This window comes from Vogesella sp. AC12 (assembly GCF_024437575.1).
Taxonomy (GTDB): domain Bacteria; phylum Pseudomonadota; class Gammaproteobacteria; order Burkholderiales; family Chromobacteriaceae; genus Vogesella; species Vogesella indigofera.
In genome coordinates this window covers 112,686-131,454 of record NZ_JANFNU010000007.1, presented here as the reverse complement: position 1 = coordinate 131,454, position 18,769 = coordinate 112,686, and the positions used below count along the sequence as shown (strand labels likewise).

The window sequence follows — 18,769 nt, the reverse complement described above, 5'->3', positions numbered from 1 at the left end:
TCAAGCCAAGGCAGCGGCCAGTTCGGCTGCAATGTTGTTGAATACCAATTCCAGGTTTTCACCCACAGCACCAACCGAAGCAATAATAACCACGGCGATCAGGGCGGCAATCAAGCCATATTCAATGGCTGTTACACCATCTTCTTCCTGGATGAAACGTTTGAATGTCAATGCAAGCTTATCCATTTCCAACACCTCCATGGAAATTGAACCTGTGGCAGCAACGACTGCCGTCCATTTTGCGCCAACGAGACATGACGCATGCCTTGTTCAAGCATTCCAAACAGACCAAGCATACTGACTTTCTGCCAGAATACTCAAAACAAATACTGCACCGCACATTAAATTACAACCAATGGCAGCTTAAACATTATGTTAGTACACCATTAGCGGCTAACAAGAAAAATTTCAATTTACACGCCAGCCAATAACCTACGATTCTTATCAAGTAATTGCCAACTGCATTTTTTATTAAAAAATATAATGCATATGTAATTTACGCTAATGACGTACCAGCTAATCACAGGACATCTGCGGCTACGGCTTCAACCTGGTCGGCCACGTTCAGAAACAAGGCCTGAACATTCAATCCGACGCCAGTAACAGACGCAATAATGACCACGGCAATGAGTGCTCCCAGCAGGGCGTACTCCATGGCGGTCACGCCATCCTCGTTAACCAAAAACAAACGCAAGTGACGGCTATACTTGTTCATGATCAGCCCCTGGTGAGCATCGGTTCAGATAAATTCATTCGATAAGCAATGCCATACATACGGCTTTAGATCACCGGCACCACAAAGTCAAACAATTGCAAATTGTATGACATCGCCTATAGTGCACCTCGGAGTATAGAAAAAAGCACTTGTTAGTCTTTGCGTAAAGCCGACAGGGGGAATTTAAATCATGGCCTACACAAGAGCCGGACTAACACCTTCCTCCGCCATTTTCATTATTGTGTTTACAATAATGCTGCTGTTCCCCAAGTTTGAAGACCCCGATTTCTACTGGCACCTGAAAACAGGCGAGTTGATTGTCACCATGGCACAGCTGCCATGGCATGACGTCTTCACCTATACCAACTCTGGCCATTCCTGGGTGCTTTCCGAATGGCTGAGTCAGGCCATTTTCTATTTACTGTATCAACAGGCCGGCTTGACTGGCGTCGCTGCCATTACCGCGCTGGTTTACGCCCTGTGCTGGTTTATCACCTACAAAACCTGCCATGAACAACTTAAAGATGAAGGCAAGGCCATTCTAGTGGTGATGCTGTTCTGCGCCACAATGGGGGCCATTGCACCTCGGCCCCATATTTTTACCTTCCTGTTTTTCGCGATCCTGCTGCATCAACTGTTCATGTTCAAATACCGGGCATCCGATCGCGGCCTGATTTTCATTCCACTAATGATGGCAATCTGGGCCAATGCGCATGGCGGTTTTTTTATCGGTCTGGTTTTGCTGGCGGTTTTTCTTGTCGCGGAGTGGAGCCATCATTTACTGGTGGACAACGTTGGCCGCATTGAAACCAGGCGATTGAAAAAACTAAGCCTTATTGCCATAGCAGGATTTCTGGCCACTGCCATCAACCCACATGGCTGGCAATACTGGCTGTATCCCTATCACGCAATCGTTTCTTCTGGTGATACCCAGTTCATCAGCGAGTGGCAATCCCCCAGCTTTCACAAGCCATTCTTTCAATATTTCCTGGTGGTCGTGTTTCTGTTTTTCACGAACATGATTTACGCAAGAAAAAAACCGGATTTAACCGAGCTTGGCGTTTCCCTGGTTTTCATTGGCGGGGCGTTCTTTTCCATTCGAAACATCCCGTTGGCCGCATTGGTGATGGCGCCGTTTTTTTCCATCTTTTGCCAGGATTTATCACTCGCCAGGATATTCAAGCAATCGGACTACACACCAAAATCCGGCTTCTCAGCCTTTGCTCACCGCATTATGACGGCCGGTAACAAACAGGTCGGCGGTAGTGCGCCACTGGCAAACTGGTTGCTGCTGATTGCGTCGCTATTTTCCATTCTGCTGCTTTACCCGAGCAGAAAAGAACACAACAGCGTGATGGTGTCGCGAATCCTTCCAGTTGCGGCAACTGACTTTGTCATCAAGCACAACATCAGCGGCAATATGTTCAACACCTATCATTACGGTGGCTATCTGATTTACCGGCTCTATCCCCGGCAGCGGGTTTTCATCTACGGCAGAACGGATATCTATCCGAAGCCGTTCATCACCGAGTACCGGGAGATGTACCGTGGCGGCAGCAACTGGAAGCAGTATTTCTACAAGCACAATATTGACTACGTACTGTGTGAAAACCTGTCGCCGCTAAGGCAGCTGTTGCTGAACAACGGTGACTTCAAGCTGGTTTTTGATGATGGCAAGCACTCGGTGCTGCTGAAAGACACTGCCAAGTATCAGCAACTGATCAAGCAGTACGCTCCGGGCTTGAACAGCACACATGACATGGGAAGCATTGCACTTTCATCAAGCAATGAAAGCGAGGGGTGATTCATGTTGACCGATCAGAGAACCGCCGATGCCTTTGCCAACTCCTGGAACGACCTGCCAGCCGGCTCCGTTTACACCCGCGACCAGTTTACGGACTGGATGAGCCCGCTCTCCGCGGCCGATGTCGCCGGGCGCCAGGTGCTGGAGTTGGGGTGCGGCAATGGCAGCCAGATGCTGCACCTGCTGGACTGGAAACCGGCTTTTGTCGAAGGAGTGGATCTGGGCGATGCCATTCTTTCCGCCTGCAAGAATCTGGCGGGCAGGGCGGAGGAAAACTGGAAAATCACGAAAAGTGACATGACCGCCTTTAGCGGAGCGGGCTATGACCTGGTCTACTCCATCGGGGTGCTGCATCACCTGGACTGCCCCAAGGAAGGCTTCGACGCGGTGATCCGCAATGTCAAACCCGGCGGCCGCTTTCATTGCTGGGTCTACGCGGAAGAGGGCAACAGCCTGATCATCAAGCTGGTTGACCCGTTGCGCAAGATAACGTCGCATCTGCCGTGGTGGCTGACCAAGTACGGCGTGGCGACCCCGCTGGCGGTGCCGTTTTTCCTTTATGCAAAAACCGTCGCGGCCTTGGCCGGCATCAGCGGCGTGGAAAAGCTGCCGCTATACCAGTACTGCCGCTGGATCAGCAATCGCGACTTCCGGTTTTTCAGGCATGTCGCCTTTGATCAGCTGGTCACCCCGCAAACTGTCTATATCAATAGGGCGACGATTGAGTCCTGGCTGGCCGGCCATGCCGATATTGACCAGCACAGCACCTATATCATCATGAGAAATGGCAACTCCTGGAAGTTTGGCGGCAAGCGCAAGGAGGCATAGCGATGCAGATCGCCGAAAAGTTCATGACCATGCTGCGTTGCCCGCTTTCGGGCGCTCCGTTGCAGCAAGGCGACCATGGGCTGGCCAGCCGCGACGGCAGCCTGCACTACCGGATCAGCCCGTCCGGCGTGCCGCTGTTTGCAGAGCACTTCTGCACTGAAGACGCCAGGCGGCAGCAAGCCCATTTCGAGAAAATTGCCGGCATCTATATCAACAATCTCGGCTACCCGCATACGCAAGAGTATGCTGCCTACCTTGACCGCGCCTTTCTCGATATCGCCGCCGAGGCCAGCTTGGGCAGTACCGCCGAGATCTGCTGCGGCAGTGGCGAGGCATTCCGCCTGCTGGGCGACAAGGTCGGCACCGGGCTGGGGATCGATATCTCGTTGTCGATGCTGGAAGCGGCCAAAACCAGTCTGCTGGATGCCGAGCATTACTGTTTTGTACAAGGCGACGCCACCCGCTTGCCGCTGGCAGACAGCCTGTTCGACAGTGTTTTCATCATCGGCGGCATTCACCACGTCAATGACCGGCAACAGCTGTTTCGCGAGGTATTCCGGATCTTGAAACCGGGCGGCCGTTTCTACTGGCGCGAGCCGGTCAGTGATTTTTTCCTCTGGCGCTGGCTGCGTGCGCTGATTTACCGCCTGTCGCCGTCGCTGGACGATAAAACTGAGCGCCCACTGCTGTACCGGGAAACGGTGCCCCCCCTTGAAAATGCCGGCTTTGTGCTCAAGACCTGGCAAACCTATGGTTTTCTGGGTTATTGCCTGCTGATGAACAGCGATGTGCTGGTATTCAACAGGGCATTTCGCTACCTCCCCGGCATACGCCTGGTTACAAGGTTGGCCGCAAGGCTGGATCACGCCATCACCAGCCTGCATGCTTTCCGGCGCTACGGATTGATCGTTATCGGCATGGCGGAAAAACCGGGATGAGCACAGCAAAAATGCGGTTATTCATTTATTACATAATCATGGTCGCCATGACGGTTGCGGCCAACCTTTTGCTCAAATCCGGGGCAGAAAAATCCGGTAACAGCCTGATCGAGCTGTTCAATATCAGAATCCTGTTCGGCTTTGTTTTTTTCGGATTGGCGGCGTGCTTTTACATTCTGGTGCTGACCAAATTACCGTTGAATGTCGCGCAATCCTTTGCCGCCATCCAGTTTGTTGCCGTGATCATGGCGGCGCATTTTTTTCTGGGTGAGCCAATTGATGCTACCAGGGCATTGGGCATTTTTCTGATTTTCTGCGGGATATTGCTGGTCGGGAAATCCAGTTTCTGAGCAGCCATTCTGCGGTTTATTGCTTGTGCCATCCTGGAACGGGGAGGTACTCATGATTTCCGTTATCGTGCCGGTGTATAACGAAGCCGACAATCTGGTCGCGCTTTACGAGCAGGCGGTAGTGGTACTGCAAAAGCTGGAGCAGCCATGGGAGCTGATCTTCATCAACGATGGCAGCACGGACGGCAGCCAGGAGCGACTGGAAGAGTTGGCCGCAAGAGACCAGTGCGTGAAGGTGATCAAGTTCTGCCGTAATTTTGGCCAGACCGCAGCGATGATGGCGGGGGTCGATTACGCGGAGGGCCACATCATCATCCCGATGGATGGCGACATGCAGAACGACCCCGAGGATATTCCGCGTTTGCTGGACAAGCTGGAGCAGGGGTTTGATGTCGTGTCCGGCTGGCGGCAAGACCGCAAGGACAGCCCGATCAAGCGCAACCTTGTCAGCCGCGTCGCCAACCGCATGATTTCGTCGATTTCCGGCGTGCACCTGCATGACTATGGTTGCTCGCTGAAGGCGTACCGGAAAGACGTGATCAAGGGCGTGCGCCTGTACGGTGAAATGCACCGTTTCATCCCGATTTACGCCAGCTGGTTTGGCGCCCGCATTGCCGAGATCCCGGTGTTGCACCACCCACGGCAGAATGGTGTTTCCAAATATGGCTTGGGCCGCATCGTCAAGGTGATCCTCGATCTGATGGTGGTGAACTTCCTGTCCAAATACGCCGGCAAGCCGATGTATCTTTTTGGCGCCGCCGGCCTGTTCATCCTGCTGATCAGCCTGCTCACCGGTGGCTGGGCCGTGTACCTGAAACTGGTGGAGGGGGTGTCCTTCATCTCGACACCGCTGCCGCTGCTGGTGGTGATGACCGGCGTGACCGGCTTCATGTGCATCCTGATGGGACTACTGGCGGAACTGCTGATCCGCACCTATTACGAAGCCCAGGGCAAGAGCGTGTATCTGGTTGGCAAGACGCTCAATATCAAGGCGCGCTGTGCAACGAGGACGGCCAGATGTGTGGAATCGTCGGATTTGTAGGCGCCGGTACGCGACAGGACCTGGAGCGGATGAGCAACGAAATCATCCATCGCGGGCCGGACGGTGTCGGCTATTGGACGGACCCGGCGCAAGGGGTCTATCTCGGGCATCGCCGGCTGGCGATTCTCGATCTGGCCGGCGGCCAGCAGCCGATGTGGACCGCCGATGGCGCACTGGGCGTGGTGTTCAATGGCGAGATCTACAATTATCGCGAGCTGCGCACCGAGCTGGAGCAGGCCGGCCATGTGTTTCTGACCGACCACTCGGATACGGAAGTATTGCTGCACGGCTACCGCGAGTGGGGCGAGGCGCTGACCGGGCGCCTGAACGGCATGTGGGCGTTTGCGCTGTATGACCGCCGCCAGGCGCGGCTATTCTGCAGCCGTGACCGCTTCGGCAAAAAACCGTTCTATTACACGCTGCAGCAGGGCAGCTTTGTCTTTGCCTCCGAGCTGACCGCCTTGCTGTGCCATCCGGCAGTGACCGCCACCGTGTCCCGCGCGGCAATCCGCAAGTACATTGCCTACGGTTACCTGCCGGCCCCCAACACGCCATACCACGCCATTCATAAATTGCCGGCCGGCTGCTCGCTGGTATTCACGCTCGACAGCGGCAGTTTGCGCCTTTCCCGTTACTGGTCTTTCGTGCTGGAGCCGGCAGAGGCACGCCCGGCCGGCATTGAAAAGCAATGGCAAGAGGAACTGTTAGAACGGCTTAACAACGCCGTAGCCTGCCGGCTGGTCGCCGATGTCCCGCTCGGCGTGTTTCTCAGCGGCGGCATCGATTCTTCCGCCGTCGCCGCGCTGGCAGCCCGACAAAGCGGAGCAGGGCAGCTGCAAACCTTCAACATCGGCTTTGATGTCGCCGGCTTCGACGAATCCGCGCACGCACGTCGCGTCGCCGCCTTGCTGAGCACCCGCCATCATGAAGCCATCCTGTCGCTGGACGTCGCGCGCAGCCTGTTACCCGCCATAACCGGCAAGCTGGACGAGCCGCTGGCGGACAGTTCGCTGCTGCCCACCAGCCTGCTGTGCCAGCATGCGCGGCGCCATGTCACCGTTGCCTTGGGCGGTGATGGTGCCGACGAGCTGTTTGCCGGTTACGCGCCATTCCGGGCACTGCGCTGGGCCAATTATTACCAGAAGCTGGTGCCGGGCCCACTACACGAGGCCATCCGCCTGCTGGCCAACCGCCTGCCGGTCGGCGATGGCTACATGAGCCTGGACTTCAAGCTCAAGCGAACCTTGCAGGGGCTGAGCCATCCACCCCGGCTGTGGCACCCAAGCTGGATGTGCCCGCTGGACGATGCCGCGCTCGCCGAGTGCTTTATGGAGCCGGTTGATCTGGAAGAGGTGTTCTCGGAGGCCATTGCGGCGTGGGAGCGCGGCAGCCAACACAATCTGGTCGACCGCAGCCTGCAGTTTTTCACCGATATTTATCTGCAGGACGACATTCTCGCCAAGGTCGATCGCGCCAGCATGATGCATTCACTGGAAGTGCGCTCCCCCTTCCTGGACATCAATGTCGTTGATCTGGCAAGGAAAATCCCTTCGGAATACAAGCTGCGCCATGGCGAAACGAAATACATCCTGAAAAAGGCACTGGCACAGATCCTGCCGCAGGACATCCTGCACCGGCCGAAACAGGGTTTTGCGGTGCCGATTGCCAGGTGGCTGCGCGACGATGCGCTGCAGCTAGACCAATCCAGCGCCTCGGCCGGGCTGAATGGCGCATTCATTGCCAGAACCATTGCCGATTACCGGCAGCACAACAGCAACCGGCATCACTTCCTGTGGGGGCAATGGACGCTGGCGCAGGTGATGCAACGCCATGCCGCGCTGACCAGTGCACCCAGCACGACCGAAACCGTACACGCACTCTAGATATCTGCAGGCCGGGGCGACGCGCCAAACGTGCCGCGCAGGCATCACCAGACCCAGGTACGACAGTCTCTCGGCGCGGCAATATACGGCTCAATAAAAAAAGCCCTGATCTGCTCGATCAGGGCTTTTTGCCTTGCCGGAAAAACTACTCCGCGTTCGCCAGCAGCATTTCGCTGGCGTGTTGCCGCGTGGTGCTGGTGATGTCCTCGCCGCCCAGCATTCGCGCCAGTTCGTCGATACGCTGCACCTGATCCAGCGGCTGGATGCGGCTGACGGTGCGGCCATCGACACCGGACTTGCTGACCTGCCAGTGCTGACTGGCGCAGGACGCCACTTGTGGCAGGTGCGTCACGCACAGCACCTGATAGCGTTCACCCAGCTGCCGCAACAGCTTGCCGACCACCTCGGCGACACGGCCGCCGATACCGACGTCCACTTCGTCGAAAATCAGCGTCGGCACACTGGCGACCTGGCTGATCACCACCTGCATCGCCAGGCTGATGCGCGACAGCTCACCACCGGATGCCACCTTGGCCAGCGGCCGCAGGGTACTGCCCTGGTTGGCCGCTACCAGATACTCGACGGCTTCCAGGCCATTGGCGGTCGGTTCCGCCGCAGCGGACAGCTCGATGGCAAAGCGCGCGCCCTCCATCGCCAGCCGCTGCATTTCGGTACTGATGCGGGACGACAGCTCGTTGGCGGCCTGGCGGCGTTTGCCGGACAGCGCCTCGGCGTGGGCACGGTAGCGTGCCAGCGCCGCCGATTCGGCGACGGCCAGCGCCTCCTGATCCGTTGACGCCTCCAGTGCGGCCAACTGTTGCTGCCAGTCGCCGAGTTTTTTCGGCAGCTCTTCCGGCGTGCAACGGTACTTGCGGGCAATGCGCATCAGTACGTCGAGGCGCGCCTCGACATCCAGCAGCTGCTTGGGGTCGTCGTCAAAGTCGCTACCGTAGCTGCGCAGGCTGTACACCACCTCGCGCAATTCGGCATCAACCGAATCCAGCAGTGCCAACGACTCCGCCAGCCGCGTATCCAGCGCCGACAGCCGCCCAAGGCGGTTCTGCACCTGCGACAGCAGCGATAGGCAGTTGCCATCCATGTCGGACAGTACGTCCACCGCCAGCTGCGCGGTTTGCGCGAGCTCGGCGGCATTGGCCAGCCGCGAGTGCTGCTGGTTGAGCTGCGGCCACTCGTCGGCCTGCAGGTTCAGCTCGCTCAGTTCGTTGATCTGCCAGGTCAGGCGCTCGCGCTCGACTTCCGATTCGCGCGACAGCCGCTCGGCGTCCTCGCGCTGGCGTCGCGCCTGCTGCCAGTCCTGCCATGCCTCGCGCACGTCGCGCGCCAGCTGCGTGCTGCCGGCGTAGGCGTCGAGCAGCGCGCGCTGGGTGTCGGCGCGCATCAGTGACTGGTGCGCGTGCTGGCCGTGAATGTCGACCAGATACTCGCCGATGGCCTTGAGCTGGCTCTGGGTGGCCTGCTGGCCGTTGATGAAACTGCGTGAACGGCCGTTGCGATCCACCAGGCGGCGGATCAGCAGGTCGTCCTCGTCACCGCTCAGCTCGTTGTCCTGCAGCCAGGCGCGCAGGTCCGGGCTGTTGTGGATGGAGAACTGCGCGGCGATTTCGGCGCGCTCGGCGCCGTCGCGGATCTGACCGGCATCGGCACGGTCGCCCATCAACAGGCCCAGGGCATCGAGGATGATGGATTTGCCGGCGCCGGTTTCACCGGTGAGCACGGTAAAACCGGCATGAAAATCGAGATCGAGCTGATCGACGATGACAAAGTCGCGAACATTCAGTGACAGCAGCATGGTCTTGTGATTTCTCAGAGCAGACGCTCGCCCCAGTGAAGCTTGTGGCGCAGCATGTCGTAGTAGTTGTAGCCAATCGGGTGCAGGATTTTCAGCGTGTTACGGTAGCTGCGCACGATGACCCGGTCCATTTCCATCAGGTCGCAGTGCGACTGGCCGTCAAAATGCACGCGCGTGTCCAGCCCGCGGGTGAGCATGAAGGCCACCTCGCAGTTGTCGCTGACCGCAATCGGCCGGTTGCTGAGCGACTGCGGGCAGATCGGCACCAGCGCCATCGCGCGCAGGGTCGGATGCAGGATCGGCCCGCCGGAAGCCAGCGAGTAAGCGGTAGAGCCGGTCGGGGTGCTGATGATCAGGCCGTCGGAGCGCTGGCTGTAGACAAACTGGTTATCGACGAACACTTCAAACTCGATCATCGAGCCGAGGGCGCCGCGGCTGATCACCACGTCGTTGAGCGCCAGTGCGCTGGTGATCTCCGCTTCTTCGCGGATCACCGACGCCTGCAGCAGGATGCGCTCTTCCGGCACGAACTGGCCTTCCAGGATCTGGTCGATCGCGGCCAGCATTTCGTGCAGCGGAATGTCGGTCATGAAGCCGAGCCGCCCCTGGTTGATACCGACCAGCGGCACGCGGTAGGCGGCCAGCACGCGGGCGATCGACAGCATGGTGCCGTCGCCGCCAAGCACGATCACCAGATCGGCAAGCTTGCCCAGATCGTCGCGCTCGACGGTGGGGTAGGCTGGCGTGTTGTCGTCCGCAGGCGGCATGCTTTCCGCGTCGATCAGCACCCGCACGCCGCGCTGGGTCAGGTGCGCAGCCAGGGTGAGCAGCGATTCGATGATGTGCGGTTTGCTGTGTCGGGCAACCAGGCCGATCACACTGAACAGGTTCTTGGTCATGATGGATGCGTGATACTTTCGTTGCCGGTAATCGGCAAGGCTTTCAGATAGAAGCGGATCAACTCAGCCAGCGAATTGACGCCCAGCTTGTTGAACAGGTTGGCACGGTGCGCCTCGATGGTGCGCGGCGAGACGTCCAGTTCCTTGGCAATTTCCTTACTGGACAGGCCGTCAGCCACCAGTCGCAGGATCACCATTTCGCGCTCGGTGACTTTTTCCAGCTGCTGCTTGACCTCGGCGGTTTCCGCCTCGTGCTGCTGCAGCTGGATGCTGTTGCGGATCGCCTTGCGCAGGCTTTCCAGCAGCCGGTTGCGGTCGATCGGTTTGGTGATGAAATCGACCGCCCCGCCACGGAAGGCGCGGGTGCATTGCTCCAGGTCGCCGTGGCCGGTAATGAAGATGATCGGCAGCTTGTTTTCCTTGATGCTGAGGATGTCCTGCAGCGCGAGGCCATTGATGTCCGGCATGCGGATATCCAGCACCAGGCAGCCGATATCGCCCGGCGCGTAGGCCTGCAGAAAGGACGTGGCGCTGTCGAAGGTCAGCACGTGCAGGCCCTGGGTGCCGATGAGGATGGCGAGCGCGTCGCGCACCCCCGGATCGTCATCGACCACGTACACGGATGGTGTCATCGATGCCATTATTGCTGCTCCTCTTTTGCGTCGGGATGGCTGTTTTTGAGTACCGGCACGGTCAGCGAAAACTCCGCGCCGCCGGTCTCCAGATTGCGGGCGGCCAGGCGGCCACCGATGCTTTCGATAATGGTCTGGCTGATGGTCAGTCCCAGCCCCATGCCCTCGCTCTTTGAACTGTAAAACGGGTCAAATACGTGCGGCAGGATATTTTCCGGTATGCCGGTGCCGTTGTCACGGATTCCCAGCCGGATGTGGCGGCCGCGGCGTTCGCTATAGGCAAAGATCCGCATCGGCTCGTCGCTGCGGTTTTTCTCGGTCATGGCGTCGACGGCATTCTTGATCAGGTTGATGATCACCTGTTCCAGCTGGATGCTGTCTGCCATTACCTGCGGCAAGCCTTCCGCCAGATCGGTGGTGACGATCACCTCGCGCGCGGCCAGCTCGTTCTTGGTCAGGTCCAGCGCGCTGCGCAACGCGTCGTTGATGTTCAGCGGCGCCACTTCCGGCTGCTTGCGGCTGGCCAGCTCGCGCAGGCGGCGGATGATCTGGCCGGCACGGTTGGCCTGCCGCACCGAGGAGACCAGCGAAATACGCAGCAACACCGGGTCCGGATTGGCGTCGTCCATCATCGCCAGGCAGGCTTCGTTGTAACTCATGATCGCCGACAGCGGCTGGTTAATTTCGTGCGCCACGCCGGACGACATTTCGCCCAGCGTATTGATGCGGGCGACGCGCGCCAGCTCGTCCTGATGCTTCTTCAGCTGCATTTCGCTGGCCTTCAGCGCGGCGACCATGTCCTGGCGCAGCTTGCCGACATGGCGAAAGCTGAGCAGGTAACGCACCGCAACGTTGGCCGCATCGTTCAGCGGAATGAACTCGCCCTCGATCTCGCACTCCTGGCCGTGGGCGTCGATCAGGATGCTGCCCGGCGGCAGCATCGCCCGCACTTTTTTCTCGATCAGGCGCGGCAACACATGGACGCGGCGCTGGTTGCGCGGATAGCAGATACCGAAGTCGACGCCATCCAGCAGCTTGCCCTGCAAGGCGGCATCGCCGGTCAGCGCCATGGCGCGGGCATTGGCGTACAGCACCTGGTTGCGCACCGACAGCAGCAGCACGGCTTCGTCCATCGCCTGCAACGCGATATGTTCCAGCGCGGCCAGCGGCTGCGGCGCGGCAACAGGCGGCAAGGCCGGTTCCGCCGCAGGGGCAGCGGGACGAAACAGCCGGCGGGACAGCATGCCACTGCCCAGCAAGGCACCGCCAAACAGCAGCCATGGCAGCCAGCCCGCAGCCGGCAGGCTCAGTTGCAGCACGTAAGGCAGCACCGGCTCCGGCACCAGCAGGGTTTGTCGCAGCGTTTGCAGTGCCGAGAACGGTACGCCCGCCGCGGGCACGCTGGCCAGTTGCGGCATGTCCGGCGCGGCACTGATCGACAACTGCAGCGGGCTGTTGTCCGGCAGCGGCAGCAGCTGGCGGAGGTCGACAAAGACCACCGCCACGCCGCTCACCTGGCTCAGCCGTTCCGCCGTGGTGTCCGGCAGCACACCGCCGGTGTAGGCGGCCCTGACAAAGGCCAGTCCCGGCGCGCCGTCGCGATAGGTAAACGGTTTGCAGGCCTGTATTTCGCCACTGCTGATGGCGGCCTTGATCGCGGCCGCGAAAAAGCGGTCGGCGGCCAGATCCAGTCCTTGCAGGTATTCAAGGCGGCCGCCGGGACGATCCGGAGACAGGTTGGCAAGCGGGATGTAGTGGCTGCGAGCGGGGGCAGGGAACCAGGCACTGCTTTCCGTCCAGGTGTCGCTGCTCTGGTCGCGATATTCGCGGATCAGGAACAGCGCGCGGCGACGATAGCTCTGCTGCACTTCGAAGGCGTCACGACTGCCGGTATCAATCTTGTGCTGGAAGCCGGCGGCCACCACGAAAGCGGGCAGTTCCGCGTTGAGGGCTTGCGGGGCGACAGCGTCCGTCGGTGTCAGTTGCTGCAGCAGTAGGGCGGTGTAATCCAGCTGCCGACGCAGCAGCGTCTGGTTCAGTTGCAGGGCCTGATCAAATGTTTGCTGGCGATAACCGGCCAGCTGTGCCACCAGTGCGTAGCTCAACAGCAAGCAAAGCGCCCAGAACAGCCACTTCGCCCCCCAGTGTTGTCGTACCGCCTGCAGAAACGTTTTTGTTGTGATCAAGTCCGGACTTTCAATGGCTAATCGGCCAGGCCGCGCTGTTGCAGCGTGTCCAGCACCTGTTCGCCTTTCATCACCTTGCCGGCAACGACGGCGCGGCAGTAGGGCGCATTAGGATTCAGCTCATAATAACGGTGATGCTCGGTTTCGGCAGGGTAAAAGGTGGATGCCGGTTGCGACTGCGTCACGATTTGCGCGCCGGGCGGCAAGGTTGGCCGCAATTCATCCATGATGCGCACCAGTGCGGCTTCCTGCTCCGGGAAGTGCCAGAACACCGCCGAGCGGTATTGCGTGCCGACATCGTGGCCTTGCCGGTTCGGCGTTGTCGGGTCATGGGTGGCGAAAAAAAGCCGCAACAGGTTTTCATAGCTGACGACTTCGTCATCAAACTCGATTTCGATCGCCTCGGCATGGCCGGTGCGGCCACTGCACACCTGCTCGTAGCCGGGATTGGCGACCGCTCCACCGGTATAACCCGGCGTCACCGACTTGACGCCCGGCACCTGGCGAAAAACCGCCTCGGTGCACCAGAAGCAGCCACCGGCGAATGTTGCCTTGTTCAACATGATATAGCCCTCATTCCGGCATGACCCGTGTTGTCGTTTCAGGGGAGTGTAGATAAATTATCTGCCAGCAAGCGGAAAAAGCCATCACTATCAACAGTTGTAAGGTAATTTACATTTGCCGCTTTCCCGGTGACGCCCCACCAGTCCACCGGCGTCGCGCCCAGCGTCAGCTCGCTGTTTTGCTCCACCGCCACGTACACCATGCGCCCGGAGAACAGCCCTGGCTGCAGCACATAGGCAATCACGGTCGGATCGTGCAGCGGCGCGCCGTTGGCGCCGTAACGCTGCACGTCGAAGCGCTCCAGCGTGGTCATGATGTCGGCCGCCAGATTGCCGGCGCGGTTGGGCAGGGCGCGCAGCAAGCCGATGCGCGCCGGCGACGCGGTCGCCTTGTGCGTGACATCCAGCGGCAGCATGGTAATGGCGGCACCGCAAGCCAGCACCGTGGCCGCCGCGTCCGGATCGACATAGATATTGAATTCCGCCGACGGCGTGATGTTGCCACCCTCAAAGTAGGCGCCACCCATCAGCACGATTTCCCGGATGCGGCCAACGATGTCCGGCGCCCGCACGATCGCCATCGCCAGGTTGGTCAATGGCCCCAGCATGCACAGCGTGACGCTGCCGGCTTCGCGCTCGCGCAGGGTGCGGATGATGAAATCGACGGCGTGCTCCGGCTGCAAGGGCATGGCCGGCTCATGCAGCGGTACACCGTCCAGCCCGGTCTTGCCATGCACGTGTTCGGCGGTGACCAGCGGGCGCAGAAGAGGGCGCTCGCAGCCGGCATAGACCGGTACCTCCGGCCGGCCGGCCCACTCGCAGATGATGCGGGCATTTTTTGTCGTCAACTCCAGCGGCACATTACCCGCCACCACCGAAATTCCGACAACTTCGAGCTGGGCCGAGCCTAAAGCTGTCAAAATAGCGACCGCATCATCCTGGCCAGGATCGGTATCAATAATTATCGCGGTCTTGCTCATGATGAATGGCTTGCCTTCAATGCAAAGGCGCCAAGGTTTACCACGCCCCGTTTAAAAGTCAATAGTTGGCCGCAAAGCGGAGCTTTCTCAGTTCTGGTGAAAATAGTATGAAGATCGTATTGGCCCCGATGGAAGGGCTTGTAGATGACGTGATGCGGGATGTGCTGACCGAGATTGGCGGCATCGACTGGTGTGTTACCGAATTCATTCGCGTCACCAACTCCTTGCTGCCGGTAAAGACTTTTCATCGTCTGGCCCCCGAACTGCTGCAGCAGTCAAAGACGCGCGCCGGCACACCGGTGCGACTGCAATTACTCGGCTCCGATCCGGCCTGTCTGGCCGACAACGCAGCACGGGCGGCGGAGCTGGGCGCGCCGGTCATCGACCTGAATTTTGGCTGCCCGGCACCGACCGTCAACCGTCATCGTGGCGGCGCAGTGTTGCTGAAAGAGCCGCAAACACTCTACGAGATCGTTGCCGCCGTCCGCGCTGCGGTACCTGCCGACATCCCGGTCACCGCGAAAATGCGGCTAGGTTATGAAGATACCAGCCTGACGCTGGACTGCGCCCGTGCCATCAACGCCGCCGGCGCCGCGGAGCTGACCGTCCATGCCCGCACCAAGGTAGAAGGCTACAAACCGCCGGCCCACTGGGAGTGGTTTGCCAGAATCAAGGACGTGATCGACATCCCGCTGATTGCCAATGGCGAAGTCTGGACCCTGGAGGATTACTGCAACATCCGCGCAGTCAGCCAGTGCGAAACCATCATGATCGGCCGCGGCCTGATTGCCGCCCCCGATTTTGCCAAACGCATCAAACACCTGCAGCAAACTGGCAGTCAGCTGCTGCCGGAGCCATGGGCCGATGTTCTGGCGCATGTCGACAACTTGTTCATGCAATGTCAGCTGCGTGCCGGCGATAGCAGCTACGCCGTCAGCAGGGTCAAGCAATGGCTTAACCAGCTGAAACGTACCTATATCGAAGCCGGCGATTTCTTCAATGAAATCAGGTCAATACGTGAACCGGAACAGCTAAAAACCAGACTAAACGCCGCCCGCTGAGCACTAGGTATTTTTACGAATAGCCATTACACCGAGGGTAGCCTTATCATTAATCATGCTTTCTGATATGGAATGGCGTTCCTCATCTGAAGCGTAACGGAGACCAAATCCGTGCTTCCAAAACCTCCTGCCATCGGTGACTGATGCTGGAGGTTCTTTTTTTGTCTGGTGTTTAGGCATTCAGGTACGAGCACGGGATTGCAAGCCACAGCTACAGCTACGAACCACAACAATAGCTTCGACATGACATTCGGCGTGCGGCTCAACGTGTGGCTCAAATCGACTGGTTTTTTGATCTTGGCAAGCCTCTGCACAGGCAAATCGAGTCCAACACGATCTGGATTTTTGTGTAAACGAATTTTTCTTTTAGGACGTGTTCACATCGTTGTTGTTCTGGCAATAAATGTGTCGAACAAAATTGATTGCAGCGGCCATGGAGCGCGAGAAAACCCAAGCCAGAAAGGACTTCTGGCAGGATTTTCGCAAATTGGCCGTGGCCGGTCTGGTGGTAATGACGATGCTGGCGAGCCCAGTTAATGGTGAAAAAGCCCCCCAAGGGGTTTGAGTAACGTGTCGCATAATGTTTATTATGTCTAATAAACTACACAGAATCCGCCGCAAGCTCTACTCTTCCGCCCGTCTTCTTACTCTGATCGGGCTTTTTCATTTCGGGAAATATATAGAGGCACTGGCGGCAGAACTTAGCATGACTGTCAGCATCGTTCAGGCGTGGAACGCTGGTAAATCGCCGGTGCCAGTCGCGTGCGTGAAAAACTTGGAGCTGCTGGACAGCAACGAGCTGCGATGCGCAGGAGTCTGGAACGGTGCCCGTGCCGAGGGTTCGCGGCTGATCGTGTCGGCCGGCTACCAAGTCGGTATCTAGTTCGAGGAAATCGAACGGCTGGCCGACTACCGCCGACTGTTCCACCTACGCACCCTGCAGACAAAGCCGATCGAGCACCGTTCGATCTTGGCCTTGTCATCAAGGCAGACAGTCAGCAGTTTGCTGTAGCTGGCAGTGGTCTTGCAGTCGATTGATGCGTGAAGCATCACCGGACGGCGCCATTCTGGCGACCCTGCGGCGATCAATACAAGATGAAACCATCACCAGCAACCGGCACATGGACAGGAGCCTTGTTTGTGTTCTGGAGGAACAATTCGATGACGTCATGCACCGCGCCATCAGCAGCACGCCAAAATGAAAGAAGCCGACATTTCTGCCGGCTTCTGGGGGTGGTTGAATGGTACAACGTCGCTTTACTGCTACAACATAACTACCTTTCACTGCACCAGACACTAACGAAGGTGAGAGCGTTGCCGGCACGATGCCGGAGCTTTAACACGTACAACATCACGTTTACGGTTGGAGGAAAACGCTTTAACAAAGATCAGTGCAAACATCACATACATCAACAAGGTTATCAGCGATACCATCTAGCCCTCCTCCTTCCCAGTGTCTGACTTTTTTATAGTTCATCACCCGGTAATCGCCAAGAAATTATTCTGTCTCTTCCGCGATATCCGAATCGAGCAGCAAATGTGACGGCAAATGCTTGCTGGTCTTGGCGCCCAGCTTGCGCAGTTTTTCGGCGCGTCCCAGCAGATTGCCGCTGCCGGTACTGAGTTGCTTCATCGCGGTGCCGTAGCTGTCCTGCACCGTACCAATCTGCTTGCCCAGCTTCTCCAGCGTGTCCACCAGCCCTGCCAGCTTGTCGAACATGGCGCCGGATTGTCGCGCGATTTCCTGTGCGTTCTGGTTCTGGTGTTCGTAACGCCAGATGCTGGCTACGGTACGCAGTGTCGCCAGCAAGGTGCTGGGGCCGACGATCATGATGCGACGCTCGAAGGCCTCGTTGAACAGGCCCATGTCGTGCTGCACCGCCAGCAGATAGGCCGGTTCCACCGGCACGAACATGAACACGAAATCGAGCGTGTTGAGCTTGTACAGATCCTGGTAGCGCTTCTCGGACAGGCTGCGGATATGCGCCCGCAACGCGGCGATGTGTGCCTTCAGCTCGCTGTCGCGCACCGCTTCGTCGCTGCTGGCGCTGTAACGCACGTAGGCATTCAGCGACACCTTGGAGTCGATCACCAGCTGCTTGCCTTCCGGCAGGTCGATCACCACGTCCGGCTGATAGCGTTTCTGACCGCCCTCGCCCGTTTCCACCGTGTCCGACACCTGCACGCGGTATTCGCGGTCGCGGGTCAGGCCGGAGGTTTCCAGCACCCGCTCCAGGATCATCTCGCCCCAGTTACCCTGCGTCTTGTTGTTGCTACCGGTCAGCGCCTGGGTCAGCGCCACCGCGTCGTGATTGAGGCGCGTATTCAGCTCCTGCAGCCGGCGCAGCTCCTGCTCCAGCGTCAGCCGCTCCTTGGAATCCTTGTCGTAGGTATCCTGCACCAGCTTGCCGAAGTGCTGGATGCGCTCGCCCAGCGGCCCCAGCAGCTGGCCGAGGTTTTCGCGGTTCTGCTCGGTAAAGCGCTTCGACTTTTCTTCCAGAATGTCGGTGGCCAGTGCCTTGAACTGGTTGGACAGCGCCTCGCGCGCTTCCTGCAGCAGCTGCAGCTTCTCCGCCGACTGGCGCTGCTCCTGTTGCAGCAGGGTCAGCAGCTCCTGCTCGCGTGCACCCAGCCGGGCCAAGTCGTTCTGCTGTGCCTGCCACGCGGCGCGCAACTGCTGTAACTCCTGCTGCAACAACGGCAGTTGCCTGCCCTGCTCTTCGCGTGCGGCCAACCTTTCGCCCTGCTCGCGCAGCTGCAGCTGTTGCTGTTGCAGCTGCCCTTCCAGCTCCGGCAGGCGCTGCGCGCGATTGGCGAGCACCGCCAGTTTTTGCTGCGCCTCGGACAACAGCTGGCGCAGGCTGTCTAGCTGCTGCTGCAGCGCAGTCGTGCGTGCGTGACTGTCATCGACTTGCCACTGCAAGGCTTCGCCCCGCGCCAGTGCTGCGGCCAGTTGCGCCGCGGTTTCGCCCAGTCCGCGCTGGTAGGCGGCCTCGGCGCGGTGCTTGCCAACCAGCCAGGTGGCGGCGATGCCGGCGCCGGCACCGGTCAGCAGCGCCATCAGTAATTCGATCATGG

Annotated in this window: 18 protein-coding genes; 9 read left to right on the top strand and 9 right to left on the bottom strand. The window is 59.0% G+C overall.

Annotated features, from left to right (window positions below):
- Both NOM55_RS12250 and NOM55_RS12245 read right to left on the bottom strand, forming a co-directional pair.
- Nucleotides 1-186, bottom strand: coding sequence for a Flp family type IVb pilin (locus NOM55_RS12250; protein WP_047965521.1), 186 nt, complete (start codon nt 184-186; stop codon nt 1-3).
- A 334-nt stretch (nt 187-520) separates the two neighbouring features.
- Nucleotides 521-715, bottom strand: a complete 195-nt coding sequence (locus NOM55_RS12245; RefSeq protein ID WP_047965350.1) for a Flp family type IVb pilin — start codon at nt 713-715, stop codon at nt 521-523.
- A gap of 190 nt (nt 716-905) precedes the next feature.
- On the opposite strand from NOM55_RS12245, the gene NOM55_RS12240 reads away from it, so the two are divergent.
- Genes NOM55_RS12240 through asnB form a run of 6 tightly spaced genes read left to right on the top strand, consistent with a single transcriptional unit; the run spans nt 906 to nt 7,560 of the window.
- Nucleotides 906-2,519 carry a hypothetical protein gene (locus tag NOM55_RS12240; protein WP_255908795.1) on the top strand — a complete coding sequence of 538 codons (1,614 nt, stop codon included), beginning with the start codon at nt 906-908 and terminating at the stop codon, nt 2,517-2,519.
- Between the two features lie 3 nt (nt 2,520-2,522).
- The gene (locus tag NOM55_RS12235) at nt 2,523-3,347 is read left to right on the top strand and encodes a class I SAM-dependent methyltransferase (RefSeq protein WP_255908793.1); all 825 of its coding nucleotides are present in this window, start codon (nt 2,523-2,525) and stop codon (nt 3,345-3,347) included.
- A gap of 2 nt (nt 3,348-3,349) precedes the next feature.
- Nucleotides 3,350-4,285 (top strand): class I SAM-dependent methyltransferase, encoded by a 936-nt coding sequence (locus NOM55_RS12230; protein WP_255908792.1) that lies wholly within the window; start codon nt 3,350-3,352, stop codon nt 4,283-4,285.
- On the top strand, nt 4,282-4,635 hold the full coding sequence (locus NOM55_RS12225) for an EamA family transporter (RefSeq protein ID WP_255908791.1): 354 nt from the start codon (nt 4,282-4,284) through the stop codon (nt 4,633-4,635). The genes NOM55_RS12230 and NOM55_RS12225 overlap by 4 nt, the downstream gene beginning before the upstream one ends.
- A gap of 52 nt (nt 4,636-4,687) precedes the next feature.
- On the top strand, nt 4,688-5,677 hold the full coding sequence (locus NOM55_RS12220) for a glycosyltransferase family 2 protein (RefSeq protein ID WP_255908790.1): 990 nt from the start codon (nt 4,688-4,690) through the stop codon (nt 5,675-5,677).
- Nucleotides 5,678-5,706: 29 nt separating this feature from the next.
- Nucleotides 5,707-7,560, top strand: a complete 1,854-nt coding sequence (gene asnB / locus NOM55_RS12215) for an asparagine synthase (glutamine-hydrolyzing) (protein WP_255908789.1) — start codon at nt 5,707-5,709, stop codon at nt 7,558-7,560.
- Nucleotides 7,561-7,705: 145 nt separating this feature from the next.
- Here the strand turns inward: asnB and recN are convergent, their stop codons facing one another.
- The 6 genes from recN to NOM55_RS12185 form a co-directional block, all read right to left on the bottom strand.
- Nucleotides 7,706-9,370 carry a DNA repair protein RecN gene (gene recN, locus NOM55_RS12210; RefSeq protein WP_255908788.1) on the bottom strand — a complete coding sequence of 555 codons (1,665 nt, stop codon included), beginning with the start codon at nt 9,368-9,370 and terminating at the stop codon, nt 7,706-7,708.
- Between the two features lie 14 nt (nt 9,371-9,384).
- Nucleotides 9,385-10,269, bottom strand: coding sequence for an NAD kinase (locus NOM55_RS12205; protein ID WP_255908787.1), 885 nt, complete (start codon nt 10,267-10,269; stop codon nt 9,385-9,387).
- Nucleotides 10,266-10,910, bottom strand: coding sequence for a response regulator transcription factor (locus NOM55_RS12200; RefSeq protein WP_047965343.1), 645 nt, complete (start codon nt 10,908-10,910; stop codon nt 10,266-10,268). Before NOM55_RS12200 ends, NOM55_RS12205 begins: the two co-directional genes overlap by 4 nt.
- A complete protein-coding gene (locus NOM55_RS12195; protein ID WP_255908786.1) occupies nt 10,910-13,012 on the bottom strand; it encodes a sensor histidine kinase in 2,103 nt (700 codons plus the stop codon). Before NOM55_RS12195 ends, NOM55_RS12200 begins: the two co-directional genes overlap by 1 nt.
- Before the next feature lie 92 nt (nt 13,013-13,104).
- Nucleotides 13,105-13,650 carry a peptide-methionine (S)-S-oxide reductase MsrA gene (msrA, locus tag NOM55_RS12190; protein WP_255908785.1) on the bottom strand — a complete coding sequence of 182 codons (546 nt, stop codon included), beginning with the start codon at nt 13,648-13,650 and terminating at the stop codon, nt 13,105-13,107.
- Nucleotides 13,651-13,688: 38 nt separating this feature from the next.
- Nucleotides 13,689-14,630 carry a nucleoside hydrolase gene (locus NOM55_RS12185; RefSeq protein WP_255908784.1) on the bottom strand — a complete coding sequence of 314 codons (942 nt, stop codon included), beginning with the start codon at nt 14,628-14,630 and terminating at the stop codon, nt 13,689-13,691.
- Between the two features lie 107 nt (nt 14,631-14,737).
- Here NOM55_RS12185 and NOM55_RS12180 point away from each other — a divergent pair, with 107 nt between their 5' ends.
- The 3 genes from NOM55_RS12180 to NOM55_RS12170 all read left to right on the top strand — a co-directional run bounded on the left by NOM55_RS12180 (nt 14,738) and on the right by NOM55_RS12170 (nt 16,574).
- On the top strand, nt 14,738-15,691 hold the full coding sequence (locus NOM55_RS12180) for a tRNA-dihydrouridine synthase (RefSeq protein ID WP_255908783.1): 954 nt from the start codon (nt 14,738-14,740) through the stop codon (nt 15,689-15,691).
- Nucleotides 15,692-16,124: 433 nt separating this feature from the next.
- Entirely contained in the window at nt 16,125-16,256 is a 132-nt protein-coding gene (locus tag NOM55_RS12175) for a hypothetical protein (RefSeq protein ID WP_255908782.1), read from the top strand.
- Between the two features lie 15 nt (nt 16,257-16,271).
- Nucleotides 16,272-16,574, top strand: a complete 303-nt coding sequence (locus NOM55_RS12170; RefSeq protein ID WP_255908781.1) for a hypothetical protein — start codon at nt 16,272-16,274, stop codon at nt 16,572-16,574.
- Between the two features lie 615 nt (nt 16,575-17,189).
- Here the strand turns inward: NOM55_RS12170 and rmuC are convergent.
- A complete protein-coding gene (rmuC, locus tag NOM55_RS12165; RefSeq protein WP_255908779.1) occupies nt 17,190-18,767 on the bottom strand; it encodes a DNA recombination protein RmuC in 1,578 nt (525 codons plus the stop codon).
- Nucleotides 18,768-18,769: the final 2 nt, after the last annotated feature.

Excerpts from the sequence above, each read along its gene's own strand:
- NOM55_RS12250 (WP_047965521.1), bottom strand. The coding sequence starts at position 186 with ATGGATAAGCTTGCATTGACATTCAAACGTTTCATCCAGGAAGAAGAT.
- NOM55_RS12245 (WP_047965350.1), bottom strand. The coding sequence starts at position 715 with ATGAACAAGTATAGCCGTCACTTGCGTTTGTTTTTGGTTAACGAGGAT.
- NOM55_RS12240 (WP_255908795.1), top strand. The coding sequence starts at position 906 with ATGGCCTACACAAGAGCCGGACTAACACCTTCCTCCGCCATTTTCATT.
- NOM55_RS12235 (WP_255908793.1), top strand. The coding sequence starts at position 2,523 with ATGTTGACCGATCAGAGAACCGCCGATGCCTTTGCCAACTCCTGGAAC.
- NOM55_RS12230 (WP_255908792.1), top strand. The coding sequence starts at position 3,350 with ATGCAGATCGCCGAAAAGTTCATGACCATGCTGCGTTGCCCGCTTTCG.
- NOM55_RS12225 (WP_255908791.1), top strand. The coding sequence starts at position 4,282 with ATGAGCACAGCAAAAATGCGGTTATTCATTTATTACATAATCATGGTC.
- NOM55_RS12220 (WP_255908790.1), top strand. The coding sequence starts at position 4,688 with ATGATTTCCGTTATCGTGCCGGTGTATAACGAAGCCGACAATCTGGTC.
- asnB (WP_255908789.1), top strand. The coding sequence starts at position 5,707 with ATGAGCAACGAAATCATCCATCGCGGGCCGGACGGTGTCGGCTATTGG.
- recN (WP_255908788.1), bottom strand. The coding sequence starts at position 9,370 with ATGCTGCTGTCACTGAATGTTCGCGACTTTGTCATCGTCGATCAGCTC.
- NOM55_RS12205 (WP_255908787.1), bottom strand. The coding sequence starts at position 10,269 with ATGACCAAGAACCTGTTCAGTGTGATCGGCCTGGTTGCCCGACACAGC.
- NOM55_RS12200 (WP_047965343.1), bottom strand. The coding sequence starts at position 10,910 with ATGGCATCGATGACACCATCCGTGTACGTGGTCGATGACGATCCGGGG.
- msrA (WP_255908785.1), bottom strand. The coding sequence starts at position 13,650 with ATGTTGAACAAGGCAACATTCGCCGGTGGCTGCTTCTGGTGCACCGAG.
- NOM55_RS12185 (WP_255908784.1), bottom strand. The coding sequence starts at position 14,630 with ATGAGCAAGACCGCGATAATTATTGATACCGATCCTGGCCAGGATGAT.
- NOM55_RS12180 (WP_255908783.1), top strand. The coding sequence starts at position 14,738 with ATGAAGATCGTATTGGCCCCGATGGAAGGGCTTGTAGATGACGTGATG.
- NOM55_RS12175 (WP_255908782.1), top strand. The coding sequence starts at position 16,125 with ATGGAGCGCGAGAAAACCCAAGCCAGAAAGGACTTCTGGCAGGATTTT.
- NOM55_RS12170 (WP_255908781.1), top strand. The coding sequence starts at position 16,272 with ATGTTTATTATGTCTAATAAACTACACAGAATCCGCCGCAAGCTCTAC.
- rmuC (WP_255908779.1), bottom strand. The coding sequence starts at position 18,767 with ATGATCGAATTACTGATGGCGCTGCTGACCGGTGCCGGCGCCGGCATC.